Raw genomic sequence first — 16,333 nt, forward strand, 5'->3', positions numbered from 1 at the left:
GGGGCGTCGATTTCGTACGAAATCGACCGTCACCCGGGTGAACGTCAATTTCCGACGTGGCCGCTCAGGCGTGGACCTGCGGCGGGGTGGGGCGGTGGGCCGGTTCTTCGGACACCAGCTTGGCGCCCGGCACCGGGCCGTGGGCCACGCGGACCGTGCGGCAGACGCCGGCGCCGGAGAGCTCCGCGGCCACGCGCACCGCCGCGTCCGCGTCCGTGCACAGGAAGGCGCAGGTCGGGCCGGAGCCCGAGACGATGCCGGCGAGCGCACCCGCCTGCACGCCCGCGCGCAGCGTGCGGCGCAGGCCCGGGCGCAGCGACACCGCGGCGGCCTGCAGGTCGTTGCCCAGCAGCAGAGCGAGCTGGCGGGGATCTCCGGAGGCCAGCGCCTCCAGCAGCGGTTCGACCTCGCCCACCCGGTTCGGCCGGGATTCCTCCCGCAGCCGGTCCAGCTCGGTGTAGACGGCGGGCGTGCTCAACCCGCGCCGGTCGAGCGCGATCACCCAGTGGAACGTGTGCCGGGCCAGCACCGGGACCAGTCGCTCACCGCGGCCCGTGCCCAGCGCGGTGCCGCCCTGCAGGGAGAACGGGACGTCGCTGCCCAGCTTCGCGCCGAACTCGCTGAGCTCGTCGCGCCCCAGCTCCAGCCGCCAGAGCTGGTTGAGCGCCAGCAGCGTCGCAGCCGCGTCCGCGCTGCCCCCGGCCATGCCCCCGGCGACCGGGATGCCCTTGTTGATCGACAGCCGCACGCCGGGTTCCTCCGGGTCGCGACCGCTGTGCTCGGCGAGCAGCTGCACCGCCTTCCACGCCAGGTTGCTGGCGCCGGTGGGCACCGAGTCCGCCCCCTCGCCGTGCACATCGATGCCGGGTTCCTCGGCGACCAGCACGGTCACCTCGTCGGTCATCGACAGCGCCTGGAAGACGGTGACGAGTTCGTGGTAGCCGTCCGGTCTGGCATCGCCGACCGAGAGGTGCAGGTTCACCTTGGCCGGGACGCGAACGGTGATGGGGGTAGGAACCACGGAGAGCACACTTAGAGCGTACGTGCCCACGCCACTCCACCGCCGACTTCCCTGCGCTCTTGTCTGACGAAACTCGTCTTGCGTGGCGGTGCGGGTAGCGGAACCTCAGACGCCGCTTGGACTGCGGGAGCCTGTTCTTATGTATGTCCAGGTCGAGACCGAGATCGGTCAGCCAAGCCCGGGCCCGGAACGGCGGGAGGGCACCGCCCGGGCCGTGGCCCGGAGGGTGCCCTCCGTCGGTGCTGCGGGTCAGGAAGCCGGGATGACGGCCACGCCGCCCCACTTCTGGTTGATGAAGTCCTTCACCTGCTGGGAGCGCAGCAGCTCGGCCAGCTTGGTGATCCGCGGGTCCTTGGCCAGCGTCGGCGAGGTCACCAGGCCGTTGGCGTACGGGTTGTTCTCCGGGCTCTCCACCGCGATCGGGTTCTGCAGGTTGGCCTTGATCGCGTAGTTGCCGTTGACCACCGCGACGGCGGCGTCGTCCACCGAGCGCGGCAGCTGGTCCGGCGAGAGGTCCTTGAACTCGAGGTTCTTCGGGTTCTCCGCGATCGCCGACGCCAGCCGGGTGCCGACCGCCGCCTCCGGCTTGAGCTTGATCAGCCCGCCCTGCTCCAGCAGCTTCAGGCCGCGGAACTGGTTCGCCGGGTCGTTGGACAGCGTCACGGTTGCGCCGTTGGGAACCTCCTGCAGCGTCTTGAACTGCTTGGAGTACGCCGCCAGCGGCTCCAGGTGCACCGGCGCGATCCACTCGAAGTCACCGCCGCGCTGCTTGCGGTACTCATCCAGGTACGGGACGTGCTGGAAGAAGTTCGCCTCCAGCTCGCCGTGCGCCACCGCCTCGTTGGGCCGGTTGTAGTCGTCGAACTTGACGATCTCGATGCCGATCCCGGCCTGCTCGGCCAGGTTGTCCTTGACGTACTCCAGGATCTCGCCGTGCGGGGTCGGGCTGACGCCGACGCGGATCGGGGCGTTGGGGTCGTCGGCGGCGGACGAGCCGCCACCGCACGCGGTCAGCGCCAGACCGGCGGCGGCTACCAGGGCAGCGAAGCGCAAACGCATCAGGAAATGTCCTTTCTGGACGCCAGAACGGGAACCAGGTCCCGGACGAAGGAGAATCGGGTCGCACCGGACCCGCGAGTTCAGCCGGCCGCGGTGCGGCGGCGGTCGACCAGCTTGGCCGTGAGATCGGTGATCAGCTGCATCCCGAAGGCGAGGACCGCGAGGACCACGACCGAGCCGTAGAGCAGCCGGTCGTCGTAGCCCTGGTAGCCGTCCTGGATCGCGGTCGTGCCCAGGCCACCGCCGCCGATCGCGCCCGCCATCGCGGCGTAGCCGATCAGCGCCACCGCGGTCACGCCGACCGCGCCGACCAGCGCGGCCCGCGCCTCGCCGAGCAGCACCGTCCACACGATCCGCAACCTGCTGGATCCCGTGGTGATCGCCGCCTCCACGACGGTGAAGCTGACCTCGCGCAACGCGTTCTGGGTCAACCGCGCGAAGAACGGGATCGCGCCGATGGTCAGCGGCACGATCACCGCGGTGCTGCCGATCGACGTGCCGATCAGCAGCCGGGTGAACGAGGCCAGGACCACCAGCAGCACCACGAACGGCACCGAGCGCACGACGTCGACCACGACGCCGAGCACCCGGTACAGCACGGGTTTCGGGTTCAGCCCGACCGGCGAGCTCAAGTGCAGCAGGACACCGAGCGGCAGGCCTCCGAGCACTGCCAGCAGGGTGGACACCAACACCATGTAGAGCGTGCCGAGCGTTGCTTCACCGAGGGTTGCGAAGACCTCCGACCAGGGGGTCACATCACTCACGCAGCAACTCCGTCAACGCACACCGGGGCGCGTCGCACGTGCGCGTCCCGTTCGACCATCCACTTCAGCGCGGCCTCGGCGCGTTCGCCGCTCAGGCCGACCTTGAACTTCGCGACCGGCGTGTCACCGAGGCGGGTCAGACCGCCGCCGAGGATCGCCAGGTCGATGCCGAACCGGCTGGCCGCCTCCGGCAGCAGCGCGCCGACCGCGGCGAAGCCGACCAGCACGACCTCGGCGACCACGTCGTGGCGGCCGTCGGTCGGGCGCAGCGGCTCGGCCTGGTCGGTGGCGGGCAGCAGCGTCGAGCTGACCCGGCTGCCGGGCTCGGCGACCAGGTCGAGCACCTTGCCGTGCTCCACCACGCGCCCGCCGTCCAGCACCGCGACGTCGTCGGCGATCTTGCGCACCACGGCCATGTCGTGGGTGACCACCAGCACGGTGACGCCCAGTTCGGCGCGGGCGCGGTCCAGCACGGTCAGCACCGAGTCGGTGGTGCTGGGGTCCAGCGCGGAAGTCGGTTCGTCGGCCAGCAGCACCGAGGGCTTGGCGGCCAGCGCTCGCGCGACCGCGATCCGCTGCCGCTGCCCGCCGGAGAGCTGGTCGGGGTAGACCGAGGCCTTGTCGGTCAGGCCGACGAGGTCCAGCAGCTCGCCGACGCGGCTGCGCCGCTGCGGGCCGGACATCCCCGCCGCCTCCAGCGGCAGCGCGACGTTGCCCGCGGCGGTGCGCTGCCGCAGCAGCGAATCCCCTTGCGGCACAACGCCGATCTGCCGGCGCGCGGCGCGCAGCGCCTTGCCGTCGAGGGAGACCAGGTCGGTGCCGTCGACCCGGATGGCGCCCGCGTCCGGCTTCTCCAGCAGGGCGATGCAGCGCGCCAGCGTGGACTTGCCCGCGCCGCTGGGGCCCACCACGCCGCACACCGCGCCGGCCGGGACCTCCATGGTCACGCCGTCGAGGGCGCGCACGGTGCCGTTGTTGTGCTGGAAGGACTTGGTCAGGTTCTCGACTGTGATCACGATCGGCTCCACATCAGCTCGCGACGGCCGCGCTCCGCGCAGGAGCAGCAGGCCAGGGAACTTCGGAAAGGGAGGAAGGGCTGGGTCACATCTCGCGACGACAGGCGGTGGTGGTCCGCCGCCCGTGGTCGATGACGCGACGCTGCGTCAGCAGCCTCCGGATGTGGCTTTGCGATGACCGTGCCGAAAAAGTCCGGGTCTGCCCCGCGGTCGAGTCGGCTAACAGCGCGTTGGAATCCACAGCTACTCCATCGGTCCTGGCGTTAGCACCTGCCCGTCGGGTGGTTGCTGCGGCGTCTGGGAGCCAGGTCTCTCGGCCGCTCGGGATGGATTTCCCGAATAGTAGAACCCACTGGCGGATTCCAGCGCAAGTTGATAGTCGTCACTTTCCGAAATCGTTCGCCAAATCACACACCCGGACGAGCGGGAATTTTCCCGCCGCACTGGGTGTTCGCGGTGACTCCGGGTAGTGGATCAGCTGCGATTGGCAAGCGCCCGGACGGGTGGTTCAGCGGTCCGCGGCGGCGAGCTCCGCGATGCGCGCGAAGTCGGCGACCCGCAGCTGCTCCCCGCGGGTCATCGGATCCACGCCGGCCGCCCGCAGCAGCTCCTCGGCGCGTGCGGCGGAGCCCGCCCAGCCGGACAGCGCACCGCGCAATGCCTTGCGCCGCTGGGCAAAAGCCGCGTCCACGACGCGGAAGACGTCCTCGCGTGGCGCGCTCGACGGCGGCTCGACGCGCCGGAACGACACCAGCCCGGAGTCCACATTGGGCACCGGCCAGAACACCTTGCGCGGCACCGGACCCGCGCGCCGCACGTCGGCGTACCACGCGGCCTTGACGCTCGGCACGCCGTAGACGCGGCTGCCGGGCTGCGCGGACATCCGGTCGGCGACCTCCGCCTGCACCATGACCAGCCCGTGCTCCAGGCTCGGCAGCTCGGCGAGCAGGTGCAGCACGACCGGCACGGCCACGTTGTAGGGCAGGTTGGCGACCAGCGCGGTCGGCGGCGCCGGGAAGTCCTCGGCGCGGACTCGCAGCGCGTCGGCTTCGAGCACGGTGAGCCGATCGGCCAGCCCGGGGGCGAACTCCGCGGCGGTGCGCGGCAGCCGGGCGGCCAGCACCGGATCGATCTCGACGGCGGTCACCGCACCGGCGGCGGGCAGCAGGGCCAGCGTCAGCGAGCCCAGGCCGGGCCCGACCTCCAGGACGACGTCGTCCGCGGTGACCGACGCCGAGGACACGATGCGCCGCACCGTGTTCGGGTCGTGCACGAAGTTCTGCCCGAGCTTCTTCGTCGGCCGGATGTCGAGCTCCTCGGCCAGCCGGCGCACGTCGGCCGGGCCGAGCAGCGCAGCCTGCTGGTCGTCCACGGGAAAAACGTACCCGCAACCCCTCCCGAGTCCCCGACCAGGTGCGCCATGGCAAAAGCCCGTGAGTGCTTTGGGGCGCTACAACACCCCAACGCACTCACGGGCCATGGACTGCCAAACGGTCCGGGAGTCAGCTCAGGCCGAGCTTGGAGGAGCAGCCCGGCCAAGCGCCGTAGCCGCCGCCGCGGGCCGCGCGGACCTTCTCCGCGACCGCGATCTGCTGCTCGCGGCTGGCCTGGTGGGGGTACGGGGCGTACTGGTCGCCGCCGTAGGCGTCCCACGTCGACTTGTTGAACTGCAGGCCGCCGTAGTAGCCGTTGCCGGTGTTGATCGACCAGTTGCCGCCGGCCTCGCACTGCGCCAGCTTGTCCCAGACACCGCTGGTCGGCGGCTGCTTGCCACCGACGCGCACGACCTTCTCCTGGGCTTCCTTGGTGATCTTCTCGCCGACCGTCTCGCGGTTGACCTCTTCGCCGTTGCGGGTGGTCACGCGGGTGGTCACGATCTTCTCGCCGGCGACGCCCGGGAACTCGACCCGCTCCTCGCCCTTGAACATCGTGTTGTCGACGATCTCGCGCACCGGCGGCTCGACCGGCATCGTCACGTTGATCACCGTGCTGCTGGTGCGGACGATGCGGATCTCCGCACCGCTGACCAGTCGCTGGTCGCCGCCCGGCGTGATGGTGTCCTCGGCGCCGAGCTGGAGGTTCTGCTCCTTGACCAGCTCGTCGATGTTGGCGGCGGTGGTGGTCAGCCGCCGCGGCTCACCGGCGCCGTCGATGATGGTGATGTCCTTGCTGGTCTTGATGACCAGCTCCATGCCGTCGGCGGGCACCGCCATGCCGCGGTCGGCGGAGAGCCACGCGCCGTCGGTGGGCACGCCGAGCTGCTGCAGCGCCTGCCCGACGGTGACCGAGCGGACCCACTCCTCGCGGATCTCGCCGTCGACGTTGAGCTTCAGCAGGCGACCGCGGTCGAGCGTGATGGTGTCGCCGTGGCCGACCTTGGCCTGCGGCGACGGGCTGAGCGCGTCGTGCTGGCCGATGGCGATGCCCTCGTCGGCCAGGACCTCGCCGACGGTGCTCTCGTAGGTGTTGATGGTGCGCTCTTGGCCGTCGATCTCGACGGTCACCGACTTGTCCATCGCGGCGGCCGCGCCGCCGGTGCCGGTGAGGGTGAGCAGCACGCCGGCCACCGCGCCCTTGAGGAAGCGCCGCTTCCAGACGGTGATCGCCTCGACGACCTCCTGCGGCGGAGCGCCGCTCTCCTCGGCCTCCGGCAGCGCGTCCGGGATGACCAGCGGGGGGAGGACGGTGGTCTCGGCGTTGATCAGCCGGATGACCTCGTCGACGTCGATCTCGGCGGTGTTGAGCATGTCCTCGGCGTCCGGGCCGAGCGCCTCGTAGATGTCCGCCGGGGTGATGTCCAGGGCACCCGGCGGGAAGCTCGGGTGGTCCTCGGCCGGGTAGCGCTCCGGCTCGGGCCGGTCGAGCAGACCGACAGCCGTGTGCTGCTCGGGCGCCGAGACCGGGGTGAACCAGTCCGTCGCAGAGTCGAAGGAGTCGGCCCAGTAGTTCTCGGTTCGATGACCGGGATAGCTGGGCTCGCCGCGTCCGTTCACAGGGTCGTTACCTCCCGAAGGCGGAAGTCGCGCTGGTGCGGGACGGGGAATGCGTCGGGCGAGACCATGTCATCGCTCAACTCCCTCGTTCCCTGCAGGCGCACAACCTTCGTGCTTCGTGTCTGTATCCGACTCCCGCAAGCCAACTGCCGTCCTAGCCGACCGGGGCGTCGTTGCCCGCGGCCCGCTTCCCCGACGTACACCGGCGAGACTAACGGGCGTTCCCCATGACTGGTTGTCATCGGTTACGAGGCCGAGACTCTAGCGTGATCAAGCGGAGCAGCCAAGCACCCGGGTCGCGCCTGTGATCTGCGTTACGCCGGTTTGCCGAGCAACCAACCACGATCAGTAAGCGATATCGCCCGAATTTGGCCCGTTCGGGGGTACCGAAGCGGTTCGTGAACAGATTTCCCGCAGGTCGAGGTGATGTAACACACGGCCCTGACAACCGGTGTCAACGCAGCGGAATCAGCCGTCCGGCGGGCCGCGGACACGAGCCCGGCCCGAGCGCGCTGCGTGCTCGGGCCGGGCCTCCCTCCCCTCACCGTGGGAACTGCACCCGCCGGTGAGTCGTTCAGCTTGCTATCTCGGCAGACCCAGCTTCCGGGCGCAGGCCGGCCAGGCGCCGAAGCCGCCGTTGGCCGCGCGCAGCACCTCGGCGATGGCGATCTGCTGCTCGCGCGTCGCGCGGTGCGGGTACCGGTGGAACCGCTCACCGCCGTAGGAGGCCCACGTCGCGCGGCTGAACTGCAGCCCGCCGTAGTAGCCGTTGCCGGTGTTGATCGACCAGTTCCCGCCCGACTCGCACTTCGCCAGCCGGTCCCAGACCCCGGCGGCTTGCGCCGTGCCCGGCGACACCGCCGCCGCCGACACCGCTCCGGAGAGCACGATGGCCGCCGCGGCGGTCGTCTTCGCGAAATTGCCGAACCTCATCGCCATCCTGACTGCCGTAACTCCGGTCGGGAGGGCCTCCGCCTGGCAACGGCGGAGTTTCGGGGGATGCCCTCCACCCGGCTTCCGAAGTGGACGGTAGGTACGGCTCGGCGGACTGCAAGCGGGCGCGGTCGAACGTCCCAATAACAAAGGACAGCGGGTGAAGGAAGGCGGCCCCGGGTTACACCTGATCGAGCGCGAAGAGCCGCTCGGCGGTGGCCGTCGTCGCTACCACGAGTTCTTCCAGCGTCATGCCACGGAGTTCCGCAAGATCCCGCAGGGTGTAATTGACGCAGTAGGGCTCGTTCGGCTGGCCCCGGAACGGGTGCGGGGTGAGGAACGGCGCGTCGGTCTCCACCACCATCTGCTCCAGCGGAACCAGCTGCGCCGCCTCCCGCAGCCCCTTGGCGTTGCGGAAGGTCGCGGTCCCGGCGAACGAGAGCACGTACCCGGCGGCCACGCAGGCGCGGGCGAACTCGGCGTCACCGGAGAAGCAGTGGAACACCACCTTCTCCGGAGCGCCCTCCTCGGCGAGGATCCGCAGGATGTCCTGGTGCGCCTCGCGGTCGTGGATCATCAGCGGCTTGCCGCTGCGCTTGGCCAGGTCGATGTGCCAGCGGAACGCCTCCTGCTGCGGCTCCGGCGGCGAGTAGTCCCAGTAGTAGTCGAGCCCGGTCTCCCCGACCGCGACCACCCGCGGGTGCGCGACCAGCTCCTCCAGCACGCCGCGGTCGGCGTCGGTGAAGTCCTTGGTGCGGGTGGGGTGCAGCGCGACCGCGGCGAACACCCGGTCGTCCCACGTGGACGCCTCGACCGCCCACTGCGCCGAGGCGATGTCGTCGGCGACCGTCACCACCCGGCCGACCCCGGCGGCCTCCGCGCGGTCCACGACGGCGCGCACCTCGTCGGGCGTCTTCGCCCCGCAGGCGTCCAGGTGGGTGTGCGCGTCGACCGCGAGCGCGGGCAGCGCCTCCGGCACCGGCGGCAGCTCCCGCTTCCGGTCCCGCTTGCTCATCCCAGCCTCCAGTTTCGACACGGGTGAGGGGCACCCGCGATCGCAGGTGCCCCTCATCTCGTCGTTGGCGTCAGCTCTCGATCGGGGCCCACTCGGGCCCGGTCTCGCCCAGCTTCGGGTCCAGCTTGGCGAACAGCGGGCTCGGCTTGTTCAGCGGCCGACCCACCTCGATGTCGGTGGAGCGCCACGCCGCCTGCTCGGCCGCGTACTCGCCCATCAGCACCGGGTACTCGACGCTCTCGTCGTCCAGGTCCGCGACCTCGCGGATCTCCGGCTGCGCCGACCAGACCCCGGTGCCGCCCAGCAGCTCGTGCACCTTCTGCGCCGAGTGCGGCAGGAACGGGGTGAGCAGCGTGTTGGCGTCCGAGACGACCTGCAGCGCGGTGTGCAGGACGGCGTCGCGCCGGTCCGGGTCGTCCTTGAGCTTCCACGGCTCCTGGTCGGACAGGTACTTGTTCGCCGCCGACACCACGCGCATCGCCTCCTGCGCGGCTGCCTTGAACCGGGACCGCTCCAGGTGTCCGCCGACGGTCCCGAAAGCGTTGCGGGACAACGCCTTCAGCTCCTCGTCCGCGGCCTTGGGCGCGGTCGGGGCGGGCACCGCGCCGTTGTTCTTCGCGGCCATCGAGATGGAGCGGTTGACCAGGTTGCCCCACTCGTTGGCCAGCTCGAAGTTGGTGCGGCGGACGAACTCGTCCCAGGTGAAGTCGGTGTCCTGGTTCTCCGGGCCGGCCACCGAGATGAAGTAGCGCAGGGTGTCCGGGCCGAACTCGCGCAGGAAGTCCCGCACGTAGATCACCGTGCCGCGGGAGGTGGAGAACTTCGACCCGCTCATGGTGAGGAACTCGCTGGAGACGATCTCGTCCGGCAGGTTCAGGGTGCCGAACGGGCCGGGCTCGCCGCCCTTGTCGCCCTGGCCGTTGTGGCCCATCAGCAGCGTCGGCCAGATCTGGGCGTGGAAGGTGATGTTGTCCTTGCCCATGAAGTAGTAGCCCTTGGCCGACGGGTCGGTCCAGTACTGCTTCCAGGCGTCCGCGTCACCGGTCCGGCGGGCCCACTCGACGCTGGCCGACAGGTAGCCGATCACCGCGTCGAACCACACGTAGAACCGCTTCATCGGCTGGTCGCGCCAGCCGTCCAGCGGGATCGGCACGCCCCAGTCCAGGTCGCGGCTGATCGCGCGCGGTCGCATGTCCTCGACCAGGTTCTGCGCGAACTTGAGCACGTTCGGGCGCCAGTCGGTGCGGGTGGACAGCCACTTGCCCAGCGACTCGGTGAACGCGGGCAGGTCCAGGAACAGGTGCTCGGTCTCCACGAACTGCGGCTTCTCGCCGTTGATCCGGGACACCGGGTTGATCAGGTCGGCCGGGTCGAGCTGGTTGCCGCAGTTGTCGCACTGGTCGCCGCGCGCACCGTCGTAACCGCAGATCGGGCAGGTGCCCTCGATGTAGCGGTCGGGCAGCGTGCGGCCGGTGGACGGGCTGATCGCACCGGTCGTGGTCTTGGGCAGCACGTAGCCGTTGCGGTGCAGCGCGAGGAACAGCTGCTGGACGACCGCGTAGTGGTTGCCGGTGGTGGTCCGGGTGAACAGGTCGTAGGACAGCCCGAGGCCCTGCAGGTCCTCGGCGATGACCCGGTTGTACTTGTCGGCGAGCTGCCGGGTGGTCATGCCCTCCTTCTCGGCCTGCACCGAGATGGGGGTCCCGTGCTCGTCGGTGCCGGACACCATGAGCACCTGGTTGCCCGCCATTCGCTGGTAGCGCGAGAAGACGTCCGAGGGCACACCGAAGCCGGAGACGTGGCCGATGTGCCGCGGACCGTTGGCGTAGGGCCAAGCCACAGCGGTCAACACAGAGGCACTCATGCCGACCAGACTACGGTTCGGAGCCGTGTGACCTCGAACGGGTTCCGGGTTTGCCGGGCACGAGGTCGCTCGGCACGCCCCCGGGTTCGGAGGGATGCGATTTCAATTGAAATCAGACGTCCGATTTCAATTGAAATCGCGTGACCACCGTCACCGGGGCGGCGGTTCAGCAGCGGACCGGTCGGGCGTTGGCCGGGTCGAGGGCGTTGAGCACCAGGCGGCCGACGTTGGGGTTGAAGGCCACCGCGATGTGCTCGGAGAAGTCGGCCGGGCAGACGTCCTGCAGGACGATGTTGGTGGCGCCGTCCAGGTGGCCGCTGGTGTACGGGGTGACCAGCTGGTCGTACTGGGTCATGATCGTCGTGTACTCGACGCCGGGCACCGCCGGGCCGTCGGCGTTGAGCTTCGTCATGAACTCCGAGTCCTTGAACAGCTGCCGGCACGAGCCGCACAGCTCGTCCGGGACCTCACCGACGACCGGGATCTCCTCGGCCAGTCGGTCGAGCAGTTCGGAGGTGCTCTGCAGCGTGGTGCCGTCGTAGAGCGGGGTGATCGCGACGTAGCGCTGCACCTTGTCCGCACCGCCGAGGAACTTCAGGTAGTACTGCGGCATCACGGTGCCCTCGGAGTGGCCGACCAGGTCGACCTTCGCCGCGCCGGTGGCGGCCAGCACGTCGTCGACGAACGCGGCCAGCTCGGGCGCGCTCTCCTCCATCGGCGCGAAACCACCGGTGATCGGCGGGACCAGCGGCGGGCGGCCGTAGGTCAGCGCGTACACGCAGTAGCCCTCGCCGACCAGCTCCGGGCCCAGGTACGCCCAGTTCGTCGGCGCCGAGCCGCCGAGCCCGTGCACCAGCACCACGGGTGTCGGGTGCTCCTCGCTGGGCTGGCAGCTCCAGTCGTTGACGCCGGGTGGCGCGGGTTCGACGTTCGCGGGCTCGGCGGTCGCTGGGGTTGCAACCGCGGTGACCGCGAGCAACGCCGCCAATCCGGCCAGGGCACCTCTGATCCGCATGGTCCGCCTCACCTCGTCGTGGGGATCTTGCGAACCACAACGGCCACAGATCACAAAGGTGACGCGCCGAATCCGGCCGGTCTCCCCCGGCCGAACCCCACTCCGACCACAAACCCGCAGGTCACGATGGATGCCTGGTCAATTTCGCGCGAAACCGACGTTCACCCGGGTGATGCGGGGCTAGCCTGCGCGGGTGTCCGACGAGCGTTTGGTCCTGAGCAGCACGGCGCCTGGCGAACCCCGGATCGACGGCCTTGCCGTGGTCGACGTGGACGGGGCTCCGCTGGTCGTGTGCACCGGCTTCTACGCGCTGTGGAGCTGGGCCCCGTTGCAGGACGAGTGGCGGGAGCGACCGCTCGCCTACGCCTTCGCCGAGGCCCCGCAGGCCGCCGAGCACCCGGATGCCGCGAACGATGTCGACTCGGTTGCCGTCGCCGTCTCCGACGGGCGCGTGGTGGTGGCCGCGGGCGGCGACGAGCAGGGAGCGGCCGTCTGGGACCTGGACAGCGGCGAGTTGCTCCGCGGGGCGACCTGCGACGACCCCTACGTCTCGTCCGTTGCCACGGTCGACGGCGATGGATCGCCGCTGTTCGTGGCGAGCAGCGGGATCCACTGGGACGGAGTCCGGGTGTGGGGGCTGTCCGACGAGGAGTCCCCCGTGGAACTGGACACCGGCTCGATCTGGGGTCTGGCCACCGCGAACGTCGACGGCCGCTCGCTGGTCGTCGGGGGCGGGGAAGGCGTGGTGGAGGTGTGGGACGCGGCGAACGGCGAGCAGGTCGCGTCGTTCTCCCTGGAGGACGACGAGCAGCGTGCGCTCGCCGTCGCGCTGGCCCGGCTCGACGGTCGTCCGGTGGTCGTGGCAGGCACGGATTCCGGAAAGGTGTACGTGTTCGACCTGTCCGGGAACGAAGGAGACGATCCGGTTCACGGACCGCTCACCGGTCATGAGGACGGCATCAACGCCCTGGACGTCGCCGAGGTCGGCGACCGCGCCGTCGCAGTGACCGGCGGCGAGGACGGGACCGTGCGGATCTGGGACCTCGGCAGCGGTCGGCAGATCGGGCCGCCGCTGATCGGCGACAGTTCGAGCGTCGAAGCTGTGGCGGTCACCAGGATGCAGGATCGTGCGGTCGCCGTGACTGCCGGCCGGGATGGCGTCGTGCGCATCTGGGACCTGTCTCTCTGACCAACCCGGCCGAGGTGCCGTCCCGCTGGCCCCGGCGGTCAGGCGAGGTCGGCGCGGAAGAGGTCGACGTTGTACGGGATCCACTGGGTGAGGGTGAAGTGGATCGCCGGGCCGTCCACCGACCACGGGTGCTGGAAGCCTCCGTAGAGCCCTGGGTACTGGGCGCCCGCCACCAGGACCTCGCCGTCGGTCCACGGGCCGGTCAGCTCCGGGGCGGTGCGCAGGACGATCGCCGCGCGGTGCTCGTCGAGGTGCACCGCGAACCACTGGCCGAAGTGGCGGTTGAACTGCACCGACAGCTCCGCGACCGGAGCGCTGAGCACCGGCTCCGCGCCGAGCACGTCGCTGCTCCAGGCCGAGCCGGTCCAGTACTCGTAGGCGGCCGGTTCGAGCAGGTCTTCGGCGCGCACGCGGGCCAGGTACCCGGATCCGAACCGGCCGCTCGGGGTGCCCAGCAGGTGCACGCGGCCGTCGATCACGCCCGCGAAGCCGATCATCTGGAACGGGTGGCCGCCGGCGTCGCGGCGGCGGAACCGGTTCCACCAGCGCTGTCCGCTGTTCGGCCACACCGCGGTCGGGGCCTTGGTCCAGGTGCGGCCGCCGTCGTCGGAGTGGGCCAGCGCTCCGTAGTTGGTGTGCCACACGCCGGGCATCCCCCAGCGGCGGACGGACATGTAGTGCAGGTAGTTGCGGCCGCCGACGGCGATGCCGGAGGTCGGGATGACGGTGTGCTCGCGCGCGGAGCGGTCGGCGGGCAGGAACTGGCCGGCCGCGCCGTCCTCGCGCGGGAGCACCCAGTCGAAGTCCAGCCCGGCGTCGAGATCGGTGCTGGTGGAGCGGGCTATGACGTTGAACCGCCAGTCGGCGTCCTTGGGCCCGGCGCCACGTCCGCCCCAGCCCTCGCCGTAAGTGTCGCCGAAGGCCACCAGCACGCCGCCGCGCCCGTCGTCCCACAGGATCCCCAGATCGGTGGCGGTGATCCCGAACCGGCTGGCCGTGCGGTTTCGGGAGTCCTCACCGGTGATCCGGGTGAGCCTCGTCGCACCCATCACGCGCACCATGCCGCCACCGTACGCGGAGATCACGTTTCCGCAGGCCAGCAATGCTGTCAGCGGTGGCCGGACGGCGTGGCGCGCAGGCCATACTGGCGCCGTGCCGGTTTTCACCCAGCCGATGGACGGGACGGCGAGCGCCGAGCAGGTGCTGCGCCGCTTGGCAGTGCGCGCGCGCCTGCGCGGACTGCCGCCGCCCGCTGCGCTGACCGGCGACTGGTTCGGCGGCTCCGCCGTGCTCGCGCCGTCGGTGCGGATCGACACCACGCCGTCCGAGCGCGCCTTCACGACGGTCGACACCGCGCCGGTGCACGCCGAGCCCGGTGGAGCGGTCGGCGGCGGCTGGATCGGCTATCTCGGCTACGGCCTCACCGATCCCGGTCGGCACCCGCACCCGCGGCGGTTGCCCACCGCCGCGTGGGGCTGGGCCGATCACGTGCTGCGGCGCGATGCGAGCGGCCAGTGGTGGTTCGAGGCGCTCGGCGAGCAGTCGCCCGAGCTGATCGCGGAGCTCGCCGAGGTGGTCGCGTCCGACGAGGTGCCGCCTGCGGAGTGGGCGGCGGGGCCGGTGCGGTGCCCGGACCGCGACGAGCACGCCAAGGCGGTGCTGGGCTGCGTCGAGGAGATCGGCGCGGGCGAGATCTTCCAGGCCAACATCTGCAGCCGGTTCGAGGTGCCGTTCCGGGGTGATCCGCTGGAGGTGTTCGCCGCGGGCAGCGCGCGGTTCCGCCCGGCCCGGGCCGCCTACGTGGCCGGATCGTGGGGCGCGGTCGCGTCGCTGTCCCCGGAGCTGTTCCTCACCCGGCGCGGGCGCGTGGTGCACTCCAGCCCGATCAAGGGCACGCTGCCGCGCCGGGGCCCGCAGGACGACCGCAACGCCGAGCTGCTCCGGGCGTCCGCGAAGGACGTCGCGGAGAACGTGATGATCGTGGACATGGCGCGCAACGACCTGGGCCGGGTCGCCGAGGTCGGCCGGGTCACCGTGCCGCGGCTGCTGGACGTGCAGGCGCACCCGGGCGTGTGGCACCTGGTCTCGGACGTGCGGGCCGAGGTGCCCGCGGAGCTGCCGAACTCGGCGCTGCTGGCGGCGACGTTCCCGCCCGCGTCGGTCACCGGTGCGCCGAAGGTCCGCGCGCTGGAGCTCATCGCCGAGCTGGAGGCGCAGCCGCGCGACGTCTACTGCGGAGCGGTCGGCATGGTGTCACCGGTGGCGGGCCTGGAGCTGAACGTGGCCATCCGGACCCTGGAGCACGCCGACGGCGTGTTCCACCTGGGCGTCGGCGGAGGCATCACGGCGGACTCCGACCCGGACCACGAGTGGCGCGAAGTCCTGGCCAAAGCCGCACCGGCCCTCGCCCTCCTCACCTAGGACCCACCCCGAGGGCTGACCACCGGATGCGATTTCAATTGAAATCAGACGTCTGATTTCAATTGAAATCGCGTAACCCCTGACGCACCGTCGGCGTGTCGGGCACCCGACACGCCGACGAGACGCACGACTTCAATTGAAATCGGAGACGTGATTTCCATTGAAATCGCGGTCTCAGCTCAGCGGCGGGCGGCGAGGACCGCGTCGTAGAGCTCCTTCTTGCGGACACCCGCCAGCTCCGCGACCTCCGCCACCGCGTCCTTCAGCCGCACACCCTCCGCCGCGCGCTGCTCCACCTGCTCCACCAGGTCCGCCGGGTCGGCCACCTCCGGCTCGGCTCCGCCGAGCACCACGGTGATCTCCCCGCGCACGCCCTCGGCGGCCCAGGCCGCCAGCTCCGCGAGGCCGCCGCGGCGGATCTCCTCGTAGGTCTTGGTCAGCTCGCGGCAAACCGCGGCTCGCCGCTGCCCGCCGAGCACCTCGGCCGCATCGGCCAGCGCGTCGGCGAGCCGGTGCGGCGCCTCGAAGAACACGCAGGTGCGTTCCTCCGCCGCCAGCCGGCCGAACCAGCGGCGCCGCTCCCCCTGCTTGCGCGGCGGGAAGCCCTCGAAGCAGAAGCGGTCCGAAGGCAGTCCGGACACCGCCAGCGCGGTGGTGACGGCGGACGGCCCGGGCAGGCAGGTCACCGGCAGCTGCTCGGCGATGCACGCCGTGACCAGGCGGTATCCGGGATCCGACACGCTGGGCATGCCAGCGTCGGTGACCAGCAGCACCGTGCGGCCCTCGCGCAGCGCGTCGAGCAGCATCGGAGCGCGCGCCGTTTCGACGCCCTCGTAGTAGCTGACCACCTTGCCCGTCGGCACGACGTCGAGCGCGCTGGCCAGCGCGCGCACCCGCCGGGTGTCCTCGGCGGCGACGACGTCGGCCGAGCCGAGGGCCTCGATCAGGCGCGCGGAGGCGTCGCGGACGTCGCCGAGCGGAGTGGCGGCGAGCAGGAGCGTCCCGGAATCCATGACGGCGAGCCTAATGACGACGGCCCCGCC

General features: G+C 70.9%; 13 protein-coding genes, 1 pseudogene and 1 riboswitch. Of the genes and pseudogenes, 2 read left to right on the forward strand and 12 right to left on the reverse strand.

Going from position 1 to position 16,333, the window contains the following annotated elements:
• Positions 1 to 64: 64 nt before the first annotated feature.
• The 10 genes and pseudogenes from ATL45_RS08970 to ATL45_RS09015 all read right to left on the reverse strand — a co-directional run bounded on the left by ATL45_RS08970 (position 65) and on the right by ATL45_RS09015 (position 11,680).
• Positions 65 to 1,021: a 4-(cytidine 5'-diphospho)-2-C-methyl-D-erythritol kinase gene (locus tag ATL45_RS08970; protein WP_177242021.1), complete on the reverse strand. Its 957-nt coding sequence runs from the start codon at positions 1,019 to 1,021 to the stop codon at positions 65 to 67.
• 249 nt (positions 1,022 to 1,270) lie between these two features.
• Positions 1,271 to 2,080 (reverse strand): MetQ/NlpA family ABC transporter substrate-binding protein, encoded by an 810-nt coding sequence (locus ATL45_RS08975; protein WP_093155772.1) that lies wholly within the window; start codon positions 2,078 to 2,080, stop codon positions 1,271 to 1,273.
• Positions 2,081 to 2,160: 80 nt separating this feature from the next.
• Positions 2,161 to 2,844 (reverse strand): ABC transporter permease subunit, encoded by a 684-nt coding sequence (locus ATL45_RS08980; RefSeq protein WP_170210204.1) that lies wholly within the window; start codon positions 2,842 to 2,844, stop codon positions 2,161 to 2,163.
• The gene (locus ATL45_RS08985) at positions 2,841 to 3,860 is read right to left on the reverse strand and encodes a methionine ABC transporter ATP-binding protein (RefSeq protein ID WP_093156006.1); all 1,020 of its coding nucleotides are present in this window, start codon (positions 3,858 to 3,860) and stop codon (positions 2,841 to 2,843) included. Before ATL45_RS08985 ends, ATL45_RS08980 begins: the two co-directional genes overlap by 4 nt.
• A gap of 245 nt (positions 3,861 to 4,105) precedes the next feature.
• Positions 4,106 to 4,193, reverse strand: a riboswitch (SAM riboswitch).
• 175 nt (positions 4,194 to 4,368) lie between these two features.
• Positions 4,369 to 5,232 carry a 16S rRNA (adenine(1518)-N(6)/adenine(1519)-N(6))-dimethyltransferase RsmA gene (gene rsmA / locus ATL45_RS08990; protein ID WP_177242022.1) on the reverse strand — a complete coding sequence of 288 codons (864 nt, stop codon included), beginning with the start codon at positions 5,230 to 5,232 and terminating at the stop codon, positions 4,369 to 4,371.
• Between the two features lie 130 nt (positions 5,233 to 5,362).
• Positions 5,363 to 6,853, reverse strand: a complete 1,491-nt coding sequence (locus ATL45_RS08995; RefSeq protein ID WP_093155774.1) for a resuscitation-promoting factor — start codon at positions 6,851 to 6,853, stop codon at positions 5,363 to 5,365.
• 582 nt (positions 6,854 to 7,435) lie between these two features.
• Positions 7,436 to 7,687 (reverse strand): annotated as a pseudogene (locus ATL45_RS39550) (transglycosylase family protein); the annotation flags it as partial.
• 280 nt (positions 7,688 to 7,967) lie between these two features.
• Positions 7,968 to 8,801 (reverse strand): TatD family hydrolase, encoded by an 834-nt coding sequence (locus tag ATL45_RS09005; protein ID WP_093155775.1) that lies wholly within the window; start codon positions 8,799 to 8,801, stop codon positions 7,968 to 7,970.
• A gap of 70 nt (positions 8,802 to 8,871) precedes the next feature.
• The gene (gene metG / locus ATL45_RS09010) at positions 8,872 to 10,665 is read right to left on the reverse strand and encodes a methionine--tRNA ligase (RefSeq protein WP_093155777.1); all 1,794 of its coding nucleotides are present in this window, start codon (positions 10,663 to 10,665) and stop codon (positions 8,872 to 8,874) included.
• A gap of 166 nt (positions 10,666 to 10,831) precedes the next feature.
• Positions 10,832 to 11,680: an esterase/lipase family protein gene (locus tag ATL45_RS09015; RefSeq protein ID WP_093155778.1), complete on the reverse strand. Its 849-nt coding sequence runs from the start codon at positions 11,678 to 11,680 to the stop codon at positions 10,832 to 10,834.
• A gap of 193 nt (positions 11,681 to 11,873) precedes the next feature.
• On the opposite strand from ATL45_RS09015, the gene ATL45_RS09020 reads away from it, so the two are divergent.
• Entirely contained in the window at positions 11,874 to 12,869 is a 996-nt protein-coding gene (locus tag ATL45_RS09020) for a WD40 repeat domain-containing protein (protein WP_121505316.1), read from the forward strand.
• Between the two features lie 38 nt (positions 12,870 to 12,907).
• Here ATL45_RS09020 and ATL45_RS09025 read toward each other — a convergent pair whose 3' ends face one another.
• A complete protein-coding gene (locus ATL45_RS09025; RefSeq protein ID WP_093156011.1) occupies positions 12,908 to 13,930 on the reverse strand; it encodes a glycoside hydrolase family 183 protein in 1,023 nt (340 codons plus the stop codon).
• A gap of 91 nt (positions 13,931 to 14,021) precedes the next feature.
• On the opposite strand from ATL45_RS09025, the gene ATL45_RS09030 reads away from it, so the two are divergent.
• Positions 14,022 to 15,290, forward strand: coding sequence for an aminodeoxychorismate synthase component I (locus tag ATL45_RS09030; protein ID WP_246025237.1), 1,269 nt, complete (start codon positions 14,022 to 14,024; stop codon positions 15,288 to 15,290).
• 179 nt (positions 15,291 to 15,469) lie between these two features.
• Here ATL45_RS09030 and rsmI read toward each other — a convergent pair whose 3' ends face one another.
• Positions 15,470 to 16,303, reverse strand: coding sequence for a 16S rRNA (cytidine(1402)-2'-O)-methyltransferase (gene rsmI / locus ATL45_RS09035; RefSeq protein ID WP_093155781.1), 834 nt, complete (start codon positions 16,301 to 16,303; stop codon positions 15,470 to 15,472).
• Positions 16,304 to 16,333 lie beyond the last annotated feature (30 nt).

This window comes from Saccharopolyspora antimicrobica, from assembly GCF_003635025.1.
Taxonomy (GTDB): Bacteria; Actinomycetota; Actinomycetes; order Mycobacteriales; family Pseudonocardiaceae; genus Saccharopolyspora; species Saccharopolyspora antimicrobica.